A 15,762-nucleotide genomic window follows, 5' to 3' on the forward strand; every position below is an offset into this window, starting at 1 on the left:
CGTCATTCTCATTCATTTTTTGTAAGATTATTGAAAGAAATTCGAAAGAAGTCAGAAAGATTTATCCAGTAATATGAAACTGGGAGTCTTAAATATCAATCATTATTGGAGGTTACAATCATGCAGGTTATATGGGAAAATGTCCGACAATCGATAAATCGCTTTAAAACGAACCGAGAGCCAAAGCAGCCTCTGTCTTCAAATTGGAAGTGGGCAGCAATTATCATGATCATTCCTTCTCTCATCCTATTTATTATTCAATCTATCTATTTTTTCGGGGACAGAGGAATCTATGAATTCACTGTTGCTACACTCCTGTTTATCCTATTTATTTCTCTAATTAGTGGCTTATTAACTGTTTTACTATTTGCTTTTAAAAAATTGCCAAATCTTTATCTATGGTTATTCTTTAGTTCTTGTTTCATGCTATTTATTTGTTTTATGGGTCCGTTAGAAGTTTCTACACTATTTATCTTTGTTTTTATTCTTTCCCTTACCCTTTGGGGTGCACTTATATACCGGCTTAAGGAAAAGGGTGGAATTAGAAATAAACTTTTATTCGCCCTACTCACCATCTGGATCGGACTCTTTAGTTATTGGATAATTAACGATGGCCAGCCATCCCCCCGTGGAGTCACGTTAAAAGAATTAAAAAAAGCAAATCATTATGACAGTTCTGCTATCCAGAATCCCAACCAAAATGGGCTGTATAAGGTCCAATCGATTACGTATGGCAGTAAGAATAGCTACCGCAAAGAATTCAATCGAAAGAACTCACTGCTTACCAAACCCATTGATGCATCTCCATTTCTTGAAAAATGGTCCACTTTAAGAACGAAAACCTTTGGTTTTGGACCAAAAGAATTGCCGCTCAATGGAACAGTCTGGTATCCAAAAGGAGAGGGGCCCTTTCCCCTCGTTATAGCCGTCCACGGAAACCATCTAATGACAGACTACTCCGACCCCGGCTACAAATATCTCGGTCAACTTCTTGCCAGCCGCGGTTATATCTTTGTTTCAATTGATGAGAATTTCCTAAATGTATCACCCTTTAATGATATGTTTATCTTTCATGCCTTGGAAAAAGAAAACCCTGCAAGGGCTATCTTACTTCTAGAGCACCTTAAAACCTGGAAGAACTGGAACAAAGAAGAGAAAAACCCCTTTTTCGAAAAGGTAGATATGGACAATATTGCACTTATTGGCCATTCACGAGGTGGTGAAGCGATTTCAATAGCTGCGGCCTTTAATCAATTAAGCAACTCTCCTGATAATGCAAAGATTAAATTTAACTACGGATTTCACATTCGCTCGCTTATCTCAATTTCGGGTACTGATGGATACTATTCTCCTTCTGGAAAACCAGTCCCGCTTCAAAATATAAATTATCTAGCCTTGCATGGTTCTCATGATATGGATGTCAATAGCTTTTCTGGTTATAGTCAATTTAATCGAATTCATTTTAACTCTGATCAGGATTTTATGAAGGCTTCCGTTTACATTTACGGGGCCAATCATGGTCAATTTAATCAAACTTGGGGCAAACGGGACGGTGTTGGTTTAGGAAATCAACTTTTCAACCTGAAACAGCTTATGCCAATAGAAGATCAAGAACGAGTGGCCAAAGTGTTCATTTCTTCCTTTCTCGATGCTACGATAAAAAATAAAAAGGAATATAAATTGATTTTCAAAGATATCGGTTATGCACAAAAATGGCTGCCGAATACCATGTATATTAGTGATTATGGAGACTCGAAGACTTCCATCCTTACCTCATTTGATGAAGATATTGATGTGCTAAGTACTTCCGTCATGGGGGGGAGAATTCAAGGAAAGCACTTAATGGAATGGAAGGAAGAGCGGATGAAACTGAAATATGGAGAATCCCTTAACAGCGTGGTACGGTTAGGTTGGAACCTTCGTAAGCTCCGTAAGGCTGCCTCCTATACGGTCTTCCTACCCGGGAAGGGTTTGAATCTTACAGAAAATAGCTCCATTTCCTTTTCAATGGCCGATTCGACAAAAAGGAAAAATCCTTCCTATAGAAAAGATCTTATTGATTTAACCATCACCCTAGTGGATGATGAAGGTAATCGTGCCAGCCTGCCGCTTAGCCATGTTTCAAAATTAATCCCAATGATAGAAGGAAAACTATTAAAATGGCCGTTTACTGAGTTATCTCCTACTAAGGAGCCCATCTTTCAACACTTTAACTTCCAACTGAAGGATTTCAAGCGAATGAATCCAGCCTTTAATCCCCAAACATTAAACCAAATTTCATTTGAATTTAATCGAACCGAAAAAGGCACCGTTTTAGTAAACGATATCGGTATTCGCTAAAAACACGGGGGACTTCCATGAAAAGCAGTCCCCCATTATTATAATGAAAAGGTCTATCAATACCATTACAAGGGAAGGAGAAAAACTTTTGATGCGTAAATATGATAAGCCATTGGCTATTTTCTTTGCTCTATGCTCCATATGTTTACTGATTGTATTTATATTTAATCGCGATTTATTAGATTGGGCTTTTGCAAGGCATCAAAATCAGCTTTCTTGGTATATAAGACCTATATTTATTATTCCTTTTTGTTTTTTTGCCTTCAAAAGGAGCCTTGCCGGAATATCGTTCACACTGTTCTGTATTTTCACATCCATGTTTTGGTTCCCTGAACCGACTACCGTAGATACAAAAGTGCAAGAATTTCTTCAATATGAAGTCGATTATCTAACTGGGGATTGGGGAATGAGTAAAATTTTGCTTACATTGATTGTACCACTATCTTTAACCCTCTTAGCTCTTGCTTTCTGGCAACGTAACATTTGGTTCGGCTTGTCAATTATGGCCTTTATTGCAATAGGGAAAGTAGGATGGAGTATCCTATTTGCAGGGGACTCTGGTAAATCTATAATTATTCCAGCTACATTAGGTCTTATAGTATGCATGGTATTTGTTTATCTCGGAATTACACGAAATAAGAGGCGACAAAATTGACATGGAGGGGATAAGGGTGGAACCAAACGGCCAAATTTTACAATTAAATGATGGAAGAAAACTTGGATATATTCAATATGGGAAGAAAGACGGCATACCTATATTTCTCTTTCACGGAACACCAGGTTCAAGAATATGGTTTTTAGATGATGACGAAGTATCAAATTCACTAGGAATTAGGTTAATTTCGATAGATAGACCTGGATACGGCTTATCAGACTTAAAGCCAAACAGAACTGTACTAGATTGGACCGATGATGTTGAGGAATTGGCTAATCATTTACAAATTGAAAATTTTTCAGTAATTGGGGTTTCTGGAGGAGGAGCATATGCAGCTGCTTGTGGATATAAAATTCCGCAACGAATAAATTCAATTACGATGGTTTCAAGCGTTACTCCTTTCAAAGATGGAAAGCCCCCGAAGGCGATGGTAAAAGAAAATCGTATAGCGTTTTGGCTTTCTAAAAATGCACCGTGGATTTTGAAGTTATCATATAAATCCATGGTAAAGATAATGGATAAATCTCCAGATAAATTTAAAAAAGACCTTAAAAATGGCAATAAACATTTAACCGATTGGGATCGCCAGTTTCTGCAAACTGATGAACACTTAGAAGCAACATTTAGGCATTTAAGAGAAGCATATAGGAACAAAGTTGATGAAGGAGCAACCGAACCTCATTTATTGTCTAAATATTGGGGATTTGATTTAAAAGACATAAAAGTACCAGTCTATCTTTTTCATGGAGAAGAGGACAGAATGGCTCCTGTGGAAGAGATTAAAAAAGTATCAAGGATAATACCTGAGTGTCAGTTGCACCTTATTCCTGATGCAGGTCACTTTTTAACTGACGATAGCAAAATTTGGGGACGTATTTTAAGAGAAGTTATTATAAATTAAGCTACGTTTTACAAACTTTTTGCACAGTGTATTCACACGGTTTTAATAAGCTAACGGTGGTTAGAATTAAATAAGTGCGAGATAGCTGCAATTGCCTTTGATCTTCAACAATCGGGCGCTTTTATGGAGTAACAAAAAAGCCCAATTTCTCAATTTTAATCTGAGAAATTGGACTTTTTATTCTGGAATTTCCTTAACGTTGTAAATTCGCGTTTTTTGCTGGTGGTACCCCATGCCCATCAAGCTAAGAAAATAGGTCACCCCCCAAAACGATAAATTGAGCTTATAAGTTATACAAGAAAGTACAAAATTTCGTTCAGGGGGCACTACAAAACTTTAACTTGATGGGAATGTGGCTAGACCCCTAATAATACATTGGTGTATTGATTAGTGTACAAAAAGAAATGGATAATTAATCTACGAAAGAGCAGCTTTGTTAGGCTGCTCTTTTTGTTTAGAGTCCCATGGAATCCTTGAGATACTGTGTTAAAAATGTTGGTAGTTTTGTTGCCCAGTCCAACGTCTTTCCGATGGACTGGGGATTTCTCTATTTAAGGCTGTTTTACAGAGGAACGTAGTCATAATAGTGGACTGGAAGAGGATTTATTACAGAAATATTGAAGGGCTGCACAAAACAGACTTAGTAAATACTGTGGCAACACAAGCTGAACTAACAAAGGGAGACGCGAAAAAAGCAGTCGATGCATTGTTTGAAGCGATCTCTAATACGCTCGCTAAAGAGGAAAAAATCCAAGTAGTTGGATTTGGCACATTTGAAGTGCGCGACCGAGCAGCTCGTACGGGTAGAAACCCACAAACAGGAGAAGAAATCCAAATTGCAGCTTCCAAAGTTCCTGCCTTTAAACCAGGTAAGGAATTAAAAGAGGTCGTTAAATAATAGTCATAGTTGGTAAGTGTAAAAATACTCTGGGGATGAGATATTCCTCCAGAGTATTTTTTTCTTTATGTAAAGTGTTAGGTTTTTACTATCCTACCGGTTTTCATATAGGTTAAATGCTATGGGTTTTGACGTCAACTCCACCCCTTGGATAGGTATGACGAAGGAATGAGAGGGCAATTAACCCGTTGAGACATGGGAGGAATAGCCTTCAGGGGCGGCGTGGAGAATGTACATTATATAGTAAAATGTGGAGTGTTGTATAACTCCTTTATTTCACTATACCTTCACGAAATCTTCAAGTCCTGAAATCACTCCATATAACCGTGAACTTACATTCAAGGGTGATGAAATCCTGCGATTAAGCGAGGATTTGTGAGAAAATCGTATTAAACTGAGGGAGTTGAAGAGTGCTGTTTGATCTTTATTCAGCAATTGGGACAGATTGTTGAATATCAATTTGAGATTTTAGACAACAAAATGTATTGCAAAGAAGCTATAGTATGATACACTCTTTTACTAAGCAAACACTTAATGAATATGAGGTAGAGAATGAAACAAACAAACCGACAATTACAAGCAATGAAAACCAAAAACAACTTAATTGATGCAGCTTTAGTTATATTTTCGAAAAAGGGGTATTCGGCGAGTACTACAAAAGACATTGCCAAATAAGGAAACGATTCTGGATTTCAGGGGCCACTATTAAAACAATTGGGGTGCAGTTCACATGTTGGGCTCTTTTATAAAGAAGGTATAATAATAGAAAAACATGTTTCCTTCCCTTTTTCGCTTTTTATTTCTATATCCCCGTTTAATTCTCTAATAATACTGTATGAAATCATAGTGCCGAGTCCAGTTCCCTTCTCTTTTATAGAATAAAACGGCATTGCGATTCGCTTTATCTCCTCAGGGGACATACCAATGCCTGAATCAATAATATTAATTACAACATTATTCTTCATCTTTTTTACATTGATTTGCAATATTCCTCCATGAACCATAGCTTCAATACCATTTATAGCAATATTAATTAAACAACGTTTTATTTTATTGGCGTTGGCATTTATATAAAGAGGATCTTTAATACTTGTTTTAACTTCAACATTATGTAATAGGGCCATCGGTGATATTGCATTTATTACCTGTTGGACGATTTGGCTAATATCTAAGGATTCTTTCAAGCTAATTTGTGGTTTTACTAAGTACATATAATCCTCAATAATGAGTTGTGTCTTTTCTAACTCCATCAGCATGACTTGCAAATATTCATCCTTATATGTTTCTAAGATTTCATTTTTATTAAACAACTGCATAAATCCATATACCGTAGTCAGTGGATTACGAATCTCGTGGGCAATAGCAGCGGCCATTTCACTTATCGCATAAAATTTTTCTGCCCGTTGAATTTTTTCTTTCATTTTAAACTTTTCAATCATACCTTCAATTAAATAAATAGATAACAATCCCGTAAGGATATTGATTACTATAAAATTAGATAAAAATTGGATAAAAGAAGTTTCGACTTTATCATTTATCCTCATTTGGTTCATTATAGCAAAGGCAGAAAAGGAACTAGTGCAAATGAAAATAAGCAGTGTGCTGAACAATATTTTTCTTTTCTTTAAATAAGTAGGTAGAAAATAATGAAACATCAAAGTAATGGTAATGGTCATGATATATACAACAACTGATGGGAAAAAGCCATTTCCTCCTAAGTAAAAGCGGTAAGAAAGATATACAAAGGTGATAATAATAAAGCTTCTAAAACCGCCATAGAGAAAGACTAAAAGAATAGGAATAAGCCTTAAATCATAAATATATCCGGATTGAAAATTAAAGGGAAACGTCATGCAAAGAATAATAGCAATTGATGAAAGGAGGGAAATATATAGATCATTACGTGTTTCTTTTCCATCTTTATCTAACCAAAATACTTGATAGCAGAGAATACAAATTATAATAATGAATGCATTTAATAATAGTGTAGGTATCCCCATGCTCTACTCCCCCTAATCTTTCTATTTAGTTGGAATCCTCACGGATTCATTTCGCCCCTTGACAAAGCGCTCTTTAAATATAAAAAACACCTCATTCTTGGTATAGTGAGATTGTCTAGAGAAGCTATCGTTGCTGATGGATTAATTTACCATTATTTTAAATCTAAAGAGGATCTACTATGGGCTGTGATCGATAGGCATACTCTTTAACAGGAGTACTTCCACCAAGCGTAGCAGAAAATCCATGAACTTTGGTAGGATGCCAATAATCGGAATAACTCAACAGTAGAAGATAATCTGGAAATTCCTCTGATTTATTCAAAAAGTTCAAAAAAAGAAAAACAAAAAAAGAAAAGACAAGTTCTGGAACAGGTGGGTTTACAGGTATCGTTAAATCAGAAAATCCATGAACTATCTGGAGGAGAACAGCAACGAGTGGCCATCGCCAGAATTTTGTTAAAACAATGTGACTTAATTTTAGCAGATGAACCAACAGGATCACTGGATATTGAAAACCGCAATGAAATTATACAGATTTTAAAACAACTAAACCAAAATGGGAAGACAATTGTCATAGTGAATCGTAGAGAAGGTATGGTAGAAAATAGTTCAGCTCAACAAGGGTTTGTTCCACAAGAAAATGGGACAGGTTTCTATTTCGTAAAAGAGAAAAAAAATTAAGTTTAGTTGTTAAACTAACGGGTGCGTTAGTTCATTAAGGATCACAAAAAAATGATCAATCTTTTTTATAACAGAATAATCCAATTAAATAGTATAAGGGCATGTTTTGATTAAATTAAAACATGCTCTTTATTTGAACGAACAGGTGTCGTTCGAATAAAATGTCAACAAATTTTAAAAATGGTTGACATATTCAAGAAATTTTTTTTCTTTTAACTATTCTAGTTGGATGATTAAGACCGAATTTCACTCGTATTATGCTACTGCTAAACCCTATAAATCCTCCAACAATCGCTGGTATAATCCACCCTAGTCCCACATCATACAGAGGAAGAATTTCATGAAAGAAATTATTAATGGATGAAAAGCGTATACCAGCTCGGTTTAATCCATCAAATAAACTAATGATAAATGTTAAAAGTAAGCTTCCTTGATACACTTCAGCTTTCCCTTTAAATAAAGAATGAAAAAATGTTAAGAAAATTAATACAATAGCTAATGGATAAATAGCTGTTAGGAGAGGAATTGAAACTGCAATTAACTGTGTTAGCCCAATATTGGCAACTATTGCACTAAAAATAGATAAACTAATAGCAATTGTTTTGTAATGTACCATTGGAAATAGTTTATGGAAGAATGAAGAACAAGATGTAACAAGTCCTACGCTTGTTGTTAAACAAGCTACTGTAATCATTAATCCTAATAATAGCCCACCATAAGCTCCAAAATAATAATTCGAGACTTTTGCTAAGATGGTACCTCCATTTTCCAGATGCCCAAGTTTTTCTACGCTTGAAGCACCCATATAAGAAAGAGCTGAATACATGGTTGCCAGGATAAAGGCAGCAATACCAGTTGCTTTTGCACAAACAACCATAATTTGTTTTTTTGTTTTAGCACCTTTTTCTTTAATGGCATTAATGATGATGATGCCAAAAACAAAAGATGCAAGCGTATCCATTGTTAAATAACCTTCTCTAAACCCATTAAAAAATGGGTGAACTGTATAATTCTTAACAGGTGCTTGAAAATCTCCGATTGGATGATTAAAAGCAACTACTACTAAGATTCCAATGAACGTTAACTTGATTGGTGTTAAGATTTTCCCGACAATTCCGATAACTTTTGCGGGATTGATCGAAAAAAGGCACGTAATGCTAAAAAAGATGATTGTAAAAATAAGTAAAGGTAAAGGGCCTGAATTTTCGGACAAAAAAGGTTTAACACCGATTTCAAAAGAAACGTTTCCTGATCTAGGCAAAGCGAATAAAGGTCCAATGGCTAAATAAAGAACGGTTGTGAATATAATACCAAATACAGGATGTACCCGACTTGCTAACGACTGTAAATCATCTTTCCCCGAAAAACCAAGTGCTAATACACCAAGTAACGGTAAGCCTACTCCTGTTATTAAAAACCCTGCATTTGCTGACCAGATATTCATTCCTGCTGATTGACCAAGCATTGGTGGAAAAATTAAATTTCCTGCCCCAAAAAATAGAGCAAATAACATTAAACCAATAACTAATATAAATGAAAATGGTACTTTAGTATCCAAATAAAAACCTCCATTAAAGAACTAAATTTTCCGAAAAAATAAATTAAAGAAAATAATTCATAAATTAAATACATAAGAGTGTATTGTATTATGACAGATAAAATTAATTTCCATATAAATTTTAAGTTTCTCCTTTTTGGGTAATATGCAATAAGGTTTTTTAAAACTTTAACGACAAGCAGATTATTACTACCATAATTACGAGATTCAAATGATAATCGGTGTTTAATACAGAAAATTCCCCTACTTATCCCCCTATTATTTATGTGTAATTATTAACTAAAATACCATTTTATAACTATTTGTATATTATAACACATACTATTTCCTCTTAAAAGTATACAACAGATTGTGAGGTATAAAAGTGGATCGCGGACTATTGGTTATTGGAATAGCTCTTTTCTTGTGTCCTACGTAGTCGCTGTGAAAAAACAATCCTGGTTGTTATCTGGATTTAAAGAAAAATATAAATAGCGGTGCATTCTTATAAAGTAACTGTTGGTTTTATTAACCATGTGTAGGTATTTATCAATAGAAGGTTAATCGATTAATTCAACTAACAGGTGCTTTAGTCAATGAGATGGGAAATGATTTAACTTCAAATATACAACAATTGTTAAGCGAATGTTTTCAAGAAGACTTTCCAAAAAACAGAATTTTTTTAAAACAATTACCTCATTTTAGAAAACACCTTTTGAAAAAATTCAAACGGTGTTTGTTTGTTTTGGGCAGTAGAAATTTCGTAGTTTCCTATTTTATTAAAAAATGGAAAAAATTCTTACCCTCTATAAAATAAAAACGTATAATAAAAAAGTCATAAGATGCAAATGAATGAAAACAGGGAGGGATAGTTTTGAAAAATCCAATACGGAAAAAATCGCTTGTATTCGGACTGGTCATTTCTTTATGCATTCCGACAATTGCATATGGAAAGGAACCGGCTGCTAGGTCAAATTCAGCAGGCCAAATTATTAATCTAGTTAAAGGCACGAATGCGGCAAGTATACCTATTGCTCTTAATCTACCAAGTTCACCCGCATTTGTTCCTAAAAAGAAGGGTGTACTCGCAGGAAAAGGCCCAATCGCAGAGGCGAATATTCATCAAGATCTTTTCTTGCAGAATGCCGTTCAATTTGCAAGCGATATGGAAGCGGGCAACTATGGACAAGCCTTAAAGTCGTCATCCCGCCCTTTAAAGAAGTCAATTTCCGAACAATGGCTGGAAATCTATTGGACCACACTTAAGCAGCAATTGCAGCCACAGGCAGGATCGTTCATCGGTTTCGGAACAGCTGCGGTCAAGGAATCGAATCGAGTCCATAAGAATGTGGAAGTTGAGCTTCAATTCGAGAGAGTAATGTATCCGTTTACACTTCGATTAGACCGATCTGGAAAAGTAGATGATTTTCAATTAACTACGTATACGGGTTTGGTTGCATCAGATCCTGCATACAGCAATCCGCATTCCTTTACTGAAAAAGACGTTGTGATAGGAAAAGGGGATTTTGCACTGCCTGGAACGCTGTCGATTCCTAAAGGAAAGGGACCATTTCCGGTAGTTGTTCTCGTTCAAGGATCAGGGGCAACCGATAAGGATGAAACAGCGTATGCGTTAAAACCATTCCGTGATATGGCGCACGGTCTTGCTTCAAAAGGAATTGCCGTGCTACGTTACAACAAACGAACATTTGAACATGCAGCAAAAATTTCGGCAGACCAAAATCACACAGTTGATAAAGAAACAACAGATGATGCTCTTTTAGCAACGCGATTGCTTGAAAAAGAGAAAAAAATAAATGATGAGCAAATCTATATGCTCGGTCATAGCCAAGGAGGCATGATGGTGCCTCAAATGATCAATCAAGACAAGAGGCAAAATATCGCTGGTGCAATCGTGATGGGCGGACCGGCGCGAACATTTCAAGATGTCGGTATTGATCAATTTCATTATCTTCTTTCCATCGGCCAAATCCCACAGCAGGCAGCTGAGTTTTATACTACTCAATTTGAAATGTTAAATGATCCGGATTTCTCAGGAGAAAACCCTCCCGATGAATTTCTCCTTGGTCAGGCAATGTTTTGGGATTCTATAAATGATATAAGAGCGGCAGAGATGGCAAAGGAACAAAATGAACCATTGCTGATTATTCAAGGAGAGCGGGATTACCAAGTCGTTTCAGACATAGAGATTCCTATATGGAAAGAGGAGCTTTCTCATCGGAACAATGTTGAATATCGTCTATATCCGAAGCTGAATCATTTCTTTACTGAAGGCGAAGGGGAAATGAGCCTGCCGGCAGAATATCTTGCCCCAGTTAACATTCCAGAATATGTCGTTCATGACATAGCTGAGTGGGTAAAGTCTAAACCAAATAAAAGCGAATGAAAAATCGAAAAAAATCACTCATCTTTTGTTTAGGATAAGTGATTTTTTTCGATTCAAAATTTAGTAAACCCCAATTCAAACAATGGGACGTTAGTGATGAAAATTTGAGGAACAATTGCATATTCGACAATCGGGCCATTTAGTTGAGTAACTCACTTTTAAAATAAATGGACAATGAGTCGATTTTGACCCATAAAAGGAAAGATACTAACGAATAAAATAATATTAAAAAAGAACTAGTAGAATGAACTGCACCCCAATTGTTAGACAACATCCAGATGGTCAAAGTATTAACTATTATGGAGTTACTCTTTTTGATGAACAATCTTCCAAATCATTAAAAGGTATTTTTACATCTTGGAGAAATTTATTCGAGAGTGCACCAAATACCTTTGAAATAACAGGGAATTTTGTTGATTGGGATAACGAACAAGATGGAGAATACGAAAGAATTAATATCAATCGTGATGAAGTGGTTAATCAACTTGGAAAGATAATTTCTATGTCAGAACATTTAGCAAAAGGCAATTGTTATCTTTACCATTTGGGCAAATAAATTGTTTTACAATACTCTTCAACTTTAATAATATAAATTAAGGACCCAATCCAAGGTCCTTAATTTATATTCGATTATTAACCTTAATATAGATTTTTTATAATAAGATTAACAGAAGTCCTTACTTTTTGTTTCTAACATAGATAATTTCAAAAGCTGTAGCCGGTAAGTCAATCAAGTCTTTCATTTCATCTTTAGTATGCTTGCCTGAAATAATCAAATTCTTCAATAGCTTCTCTTTAGTGTCAATTTCTTTATCCATTTCCATATTGGAATCGTAATGGGCCATTTCAAAGCCGATGCCTTCTTTCCAATACTTCTCAGCCTCTTCTTTAGTCATACCTTGCCAAGTATTTAGAACTTTAGGCAAAAGGCCATCACCTCCACTTTTAATCAATCCAGTGTTTTATATATATTACCTCATTTATCACTTCTTAATTCACAGATGTTAATAATAGCAACCAAATATCTTTGGGAGACTAATTTCATAGTCATTTTTGATGAATTCTTAAATGTGTGATTTTAATTTCTCAACAGTTTATTATATTGATAAAGGAAGAATAACTTAATCTACTACTACAATGAAGTAAGTCTTTAAAAGGGAAGTGATAGTTAAATGCTTTATATAAGCGATATCGAAAAGATAATTAATAACACATTAAATGAGCACAATTTGGATATTATTTGTGAATTTGACAATAATCTAAGTGCACCTATGAGTTATAATGTATCGACCAATACTATAAAATTCAATTACCTTCAAGTTAACGGTTATAAAGGGAAAATTAGAATTAAAGAGACTGAGGAAGACTTTGTTAAAATTATTCTTTATCGTATGATTGGTTATTATTTAGATTTTAAGAAAAACAAACATGATTTAAGGATTTTAATGTATGGTCACGAAGAAGAAAAAGAAAAGCTAAAATCTGAAATAGAAACTAATGCTTGGGATTATGGGAGAACATTAATACCTGAACAACTATTGGAGTCATATGATAAAGTTCGCGAATTAGATAAAATGCTAATAAATTAATGTACTCTAAGAAAATGGAGACCCGACTTTAAACTAAAACAAGAAAAAGAAGCCTCCTTGGGGAATTTCTCTGGAGCTGACTTTTGAGTGAGAAATTAAACTGATATCCAATAAGACAAGACCCAGAGAAAGAGGAGTTGTCTTAGAAAGCTTAGATTTAAACCTGATTTCTAACTTTGATCACGCACCTTCTTTAGAGTAATAGTATCGCCATGTCCAAAAATTATAAATTAATTGCAAGTCTGTAGTGATTTTTTCTGAGTTGTGATGTAATGGAGGGGCAAGGGATATACACTTTTAGGTTATGGACTATGAAAAATACCCACCTCTATCTCAAGAATCATAGGGATTCTAGGATAGGGGAGTGGTATTCATACGAGGAATATAACTTTAGTGTAAAGCTGGGCACTCGATGCTGCTGCTGTTTTATTCTCTCATCACGATTTTGGGAGTGTTAAGACAAATAGAAGAAAGGCAAAAAAAGAATCGAAATGAAGCAAATGTGTAGTTTTACTTTAAAAAGAGAGCTTTTTTGCCTAAATAAGGAACCAAACTGTTCCCCTTCTGAATGAAACTGCAAGTCTCAATTCATCTATTACTCTTTGGGTATAAATAGAGAAAAAGTACGTTGACTCAATAATGAGGTGAAAAGATGAATTCGGATAAAGTCAGAGCATTAACAAAAGTGTTTCAGGAATCTTCTGAGGAGTTAAAATTAGATGAATCAAAATTAATGCAGAGTATACATACAAATACGGAGACATGGGCTGGCGAAGCCCAGAAAAAATTTGATTCAATACTACATGAAGCAGCTGTCCTTTTTCAAAGACATTCAGACAATCTTTATCAAATAAGTAGAGAATTAGAAAGCCCAGCAAATGATGTTGACAGAGTGAGAGAAGAGATTGAAAGACAAAGAGAATTAGAGCGGCGCTTGTATGAAGGATGAGTAGAAACAAAATGAATGAAGGATATAAAGAGGTGTCATATGAAACCGAAGAATAGGGATCGTAAGAGTTTGGAAGAGGAAGGATGGATCCTCCCGGATAAAAATAAGCAAAATAAAGATGGTAGTTTACTCCCCGGCTGCGGTGGTTTTTTTATTTTGTTCATTCAATTTGGTGTTTTGGCACATCAAATAATCACTTTTTATTAAGTTTACCTTATATCCGCTAAAGTTTTACTACTGTACTTGCCAATATGATAATTGTTTTGAGAGGTTTAAAATGGCTCGTAATAAGTAGAGACAAGGAAAGAAAAAAGAAGATGATGGTAAGCAAGGAATGGATGAAAATTGGGTACCGGGTTGTGTCGACCTATTTATCCTGACTTTACAGATTATTCTATTAGGACATCACTTTTTTCATAGTATATAGATGAATAGTTCATAAAGGAAAAGAAAAGAGGATGATGCCAATCGCTGCTTTCTCTGGCTATAACTGCCGTAAGTTTTGCCGCTAGTCGCCTTTTTATTTGGATGATATGGTTTGCTTGAAGCAGGAAAAATTGAAAAGCAGTTCAGTTTTTAATGCTTGTTTAATTAGTATGTTTCTAACATCAATTTTAATAAATGGACAGTCAAAGGGGACCTTCATAAATTGAGGTCCCCTTCATGGTGTATTAAGGTAATAACGTTTTATATTGTTCCATTAAATCACCTGCATATAAGCTGGTTATCATTAAGAAAATGGCAAGCCCAATGTATAATGAGAACCAGGTGACTTTGGTTTTGAGACTCGATGAGTAATAGGATTTCTCTTTATCCCTAATTTCAGTTTGTTCTTGCACTTCTTTTAAGAACGTTGCTGTTATTCGTTCATACGTGCCTATATTTTCAAAATCGGTCGGTCCGTACTGGTATTCATTCGAATTAGCAGCATCCAGTAAGGACCTATAAATATTTAATTTTACCTCGGTCAGCTGTTTTTCTTTTAGCTTATTATCATCAAATAGCGGGATATGCCAACTCTTCATGTTGTTAAACTTTTCATGTAGTTGGCTTAATTCCATATTCCAAATATTAATTAAGCGAATTTTTTCTTCATCTGTTGCGCCTGCATATTGTTTTAGTTGCCTTAAACCGAATTGATTCAATTCAATGATGTTGTCTCTTTGACTTCTGGTTGTCTCGCTACGGAATTCTTTCCACCACTTAGAAATACCCAATATTAAGAAAAGAATTAAAAGTGGATTTGGATGGAGAAACAAATATACAACCATTCCGATAATCCCTAATATCCAAAGCTTTGTGGAGATGACTCCCACTATACGTCCTCCGTCAAGAGGATGCACAGGCATTAGATTAAATAGGTTGATCATGGCTCCAAGTGTAATGACTAAAAGCCAAAATGGATTTTCCGTCATCATAAATAGGGGGATGGCTGGTAGAAATGCTAATGTACCTAATAAAGGACCTCCGAAGGCAAGATAAGCTTCTTGGTTAGCATTCCTGGGTTCTTCTTTAAGGGCAATTAACGCTCCGACAAACGGGATGAAAATGGCATTGGATGTTTTTATGCCTTTTCTCTTAGCAGCAAGTAAATGCCCCATTTCATGGATGTAAATAAGATAGACTAGGGCTACGGCAAATTTCCAACCGTAAACCAAGGCATACGCTCCTAATGAAACGAAAATGGAAATCAGGGAACCTACTTTTGCTATTTTCAATAGCGCAAACAACCATTTCATTTTTCCTAGGAAAAATAACCCGATTGCCCCCAAACTTAACCACCCTTTATTCAATTTAGATTCTTT

15 protein-coding genes and 1 pseudogene are annotated in these 15,762 nt (G+C 35.2%); 12 read left to right on the plus strand and 4 right to left on the minus strand.

The window, feature by feature from the left end; genetic code table 11:
* Positions 1-120: 120 nt before the first annotated feature.
* From ACIQYG_RS14135 to ACIQYG_RS14155, 5 genes are all read left to right on the plus strand, one after another.
* A complete protein-coding gene (locus tag ACIQYG_RS14135) occupies positions 121-2,340 on the plus strand; it encodes an MFS transporter (protein ID WP_402838971.1) in 2,220 nt (739 codons plus the stop codon).
* Between the two features lie 91 nt (positions 2,341-2,431).
* Positions 2,432-2,995, plus strand: a complete 564-nt coding sequence (locus ACIQYG_RS14140) for a hypothetical protein (RefSeq protein ID WP_402839318.1) — start codon at positions 2,432-2,434, stop codon at positions 2,993-2,995.
* Between the two features lie 16 nt (positions 2,996-3,011).
* The gene (locus ACIQYG_RS14145; protein WP_402838973.1) at positions 3,012-3,896 is read left to right on the plus strand and encodes an alpha/beta fold hydrolase; all 885 of its coding nucleotides are present in this window, start codon (positions 3,012-3,014) and stop codon (positions 3,894-3,896) included.
* 625 nt (positions 3,897-4,521) lie between these two features.
* Positions 4,522-4,794: an HU family DNA-binding protein gene (locus ACIQYG_RS14150; RefSeq protein ID WP_402839320.1), complete on the plus strand. Its 273-nt coding sequence runs from the start codon at positions 4,522-4,524 to the stop codon at positions 4,792-4,794.
* A gap of 552 nt (positions 4,795-5,346) precedes the next feature.
* A complete protein-coding gene (locus ACIQYG_RS14155; RefSeq protein ID WP_402838975.1) occupies positions 5,347-5,469 on the plus strand; it encodes a TetR family transcriptional regulator in 123 nt (40 codons plus the stop codon).
* Between the two features lie 68 nt (positions 5,470-5,537).
* Here ACIQYG_RS14155 and ACIQYG_RS14160 read toward each other — a convergent pair whose 3' ends face one another.
* On the minus strand, positions 5,538-6,794 hold the full coding sequence (locus ACIQYG_RS14160; RefSeq protein WP_402838977.1) for an ATP-binding protein: 1,257 nt from the start codon (positions 6,792-6,794) through the stop codon (positions 5,538-5,540).
* Positions 6,795-6,899: 105 nt separating this feature from the next.
* On the opposite strand from ACIQYG_RS14160, the gene ACIQYG_RS14165 reads away from it, so the two are divergent.
* Both ACIQYG_RS14165 and ACIQYG_RS14170 read left to right on the plus strand, forming a co-directional pair.
* Positions 6,900-7,004, plus strand: coding sequence for a TetR family transcriptional regulator (locus tag ACIQYG_RS14165; RefSeq protein WP_402838979.1), 105 nt, complete (start codon positions 6,900-6,902; stop codon positions 7,002-7,004).
* A 63-nt stretch (positions 7,005-7,067) separates the two neighbouring features.
* Positions 7,068-7,475, plus strand: a pseudogene (locus ACIQYG_RS14170) (ATP-binding cassette domain-containing protein); the annotation flags it as partial.
* A gap of 193 nt (positions 7,476-7,668) precedes the next feature.
* Here ACIQYG_RS14170 and brnQ read toward each other — a convergent pair.
* Positions 7,669-9,033, minus strand: a complete 1,365-nt coding sequence (brnQ, locus tag ACIQYG_RS14175; RefSeq protein WP_402838981.1) for a branched-chain amino acid transport system II carrier protein — start codon at positions 9,031-9,033, stop codon at positions 7,669-7,671.
* Positions 9,034-9,880: 847 nt separating this feature from the next.
* Between brnQ and ACIQYG_RS14180 the strand changes: the two genes are divergently transcribed.
* Positions 9,881-11,419, plus strand: coding sequence for an alpha/beta hydrolase (locus tag ACIQYG_RS14180; RefSeq protein ID WP_402839322.1), 1,539 nt, complete (start codon positions 9,881-9,883; stop codon positions 11,417-11,419).
* Positions 11,420-11,663: 244 nt separating this feature from the next.
* Positions 11,664-11,975, plus strand: coding sequence for a hypothetical protein (locus ACIQYG_RS14185; RefSeq protein ID WP_402838983.1), 312 nt, complete (start codon positions 11,664-11,666; stop codon positions 11,973-11,975).
* Positions 11,976-12,096: 121 nt separating this feature from the next.
* Here the strand turns inward: ACIQYG_RS14185 and ACIQYG_RS14190 are convergent, their stop codons facing one another.
* Positions 12,097-12,345, minus strand: a complete 249-nt coding sequence (locus ACIQYG_RS14190; RefSeq protein WP_402838985.1) for a hypothetical protein — start codon at positions 12,343-12,345, stop codon at positions 12,097-12,099.
* A gap of 246 nt (positions 12,346-12,591) precedes the next feature.
* Here ACIQYG_RS14190 and ACIQYG_RS14195 point away from each other — a divergent pair, with 246 nt between their 5' ends.
* From ACIQYG_RS14195 to ACIQYG_RS14205, 3 genes are all read left to right on the plus strand, one after another.
* Positions 12,592-13,008, plus strand: a complete 417-nt coding sequence (locus tag ACIQYG_RS14195; protein ID WP_207437841.1) for a hypothetical protein — start codon at positions 12,592-12,594, stop codon at positions 13,006-13,008.
* A gap of 652 nt (positions 13,009-13,660) precedes the next feature.
* Complete coding sequence (locus ACIQYG_RS14200; RefSeq protein ID WP_402838989.1) at positions 13,661-13,957, plus strand: WXG100 family type VII secretion target; 297 nt, start codon at positions 13,661-13,663, stop codon at positions 13,955-13,957.
* Between the two features lie 39 nt (positions 13,958-13,996).
* Entirely contained in the window at positions 13,997-14,164 is a 168-nt protein-coding gene (locus tag ACIQYG_RS14205) for a hypothetical protein (protein ID WP_402838991.1), read from the plus strand.
* Between the two features lie 464 nt (positions 14,165-14,628).
* Here the strand turns inward: ACIQYG_RS14205 and ACIQYG_RS14210 are convergent, their stop codons facing one another.
* Positions 14,629-15,696, minus strand: coding sequence for a site-2 protease family protein (locus tag ACIQYG_RS14210; protein ID WP_402839324.1), 1,068 nt, complete (start codon positions 15,694-15,696; stop codon positions 14,629-14,631).
* Positions 15,697-15,762 lie beyond the last annotated feature (66 nt).

This window comes from Peribacillus sp. NPDC096622 (genome assembly GCF_044762665.1).
Lineage (GTDB): Bacteria > Bacillota > Bacilli > Bacillales > DSM-1321 > Peribacillus > Peribacillus frigoritolerans_B.

Bases quoted from the DNA above. Each gene is read 5' to 3' on its own strand.
- ACIQYG_RS14205 (WP_402838991.1), top strand. From the start codon at position 13,997: ATGAAACCGAAGAATAGGGATCGTAAGAGTTTGGAAGAGGAAGGATGG.
- ACIQYG_RS14135 (WP_402838971.1), top strand. From the start codon at position 121: ATGCAGGTTATATGGGAAAATGTCCGACAATCGATAAATCGCTTTAAA.
- ACIQYG_RS14195 (WP_207437841.1), top strand. From the start codon at position 12,592: ATGCTTTATATAAGCGATATCGAAAAGATAATTAATAACACATTAAAT.
- ACIQYG_RS14185 (WP_402838983.1), top strand. From the start codon at position 11,664: ATGAACTGCACCCCAATTGTTAGACAACATCCAGATGGTCAAAGTATT.
- ACIQYG_RS14140 (WP_402839318.1), top strand. From the start codon at position 2,432: ATGCGTAAATATGATAAGCCATTGGCTATTTTCTTTGCTCTATGCTCC.
- ACIQYG_RS14160 (WP_402838977.1), bottom strand. From the start codon at position 6,794: ATGGGGATACCTACACTATTATTAAATGCATTCATTATTATAATTTGT.
- ACIQYG_RS14210 (WP_402839324.1), bottom strand. From the start codon at position 15,696: ATGAAATGGTTGTTTGCGCTATTGAAAATAGCAAAAGTAGGTTCCCTG.
- ACIQYG_RS14200 (WP_402838989.1), top strand. From the start codon at position 13,661: ATGAATTCGGATAAAGTCAGAGCATTAACAAAAGTGTTTCAGGAATCT.
- ACIQYG_RS14155 (WP_402838975.1), top strand. From the start codon at position 5,347: ATGAAACAAACAAACCGACAATTACAAGCAATGAAAACCAAAAACAAC.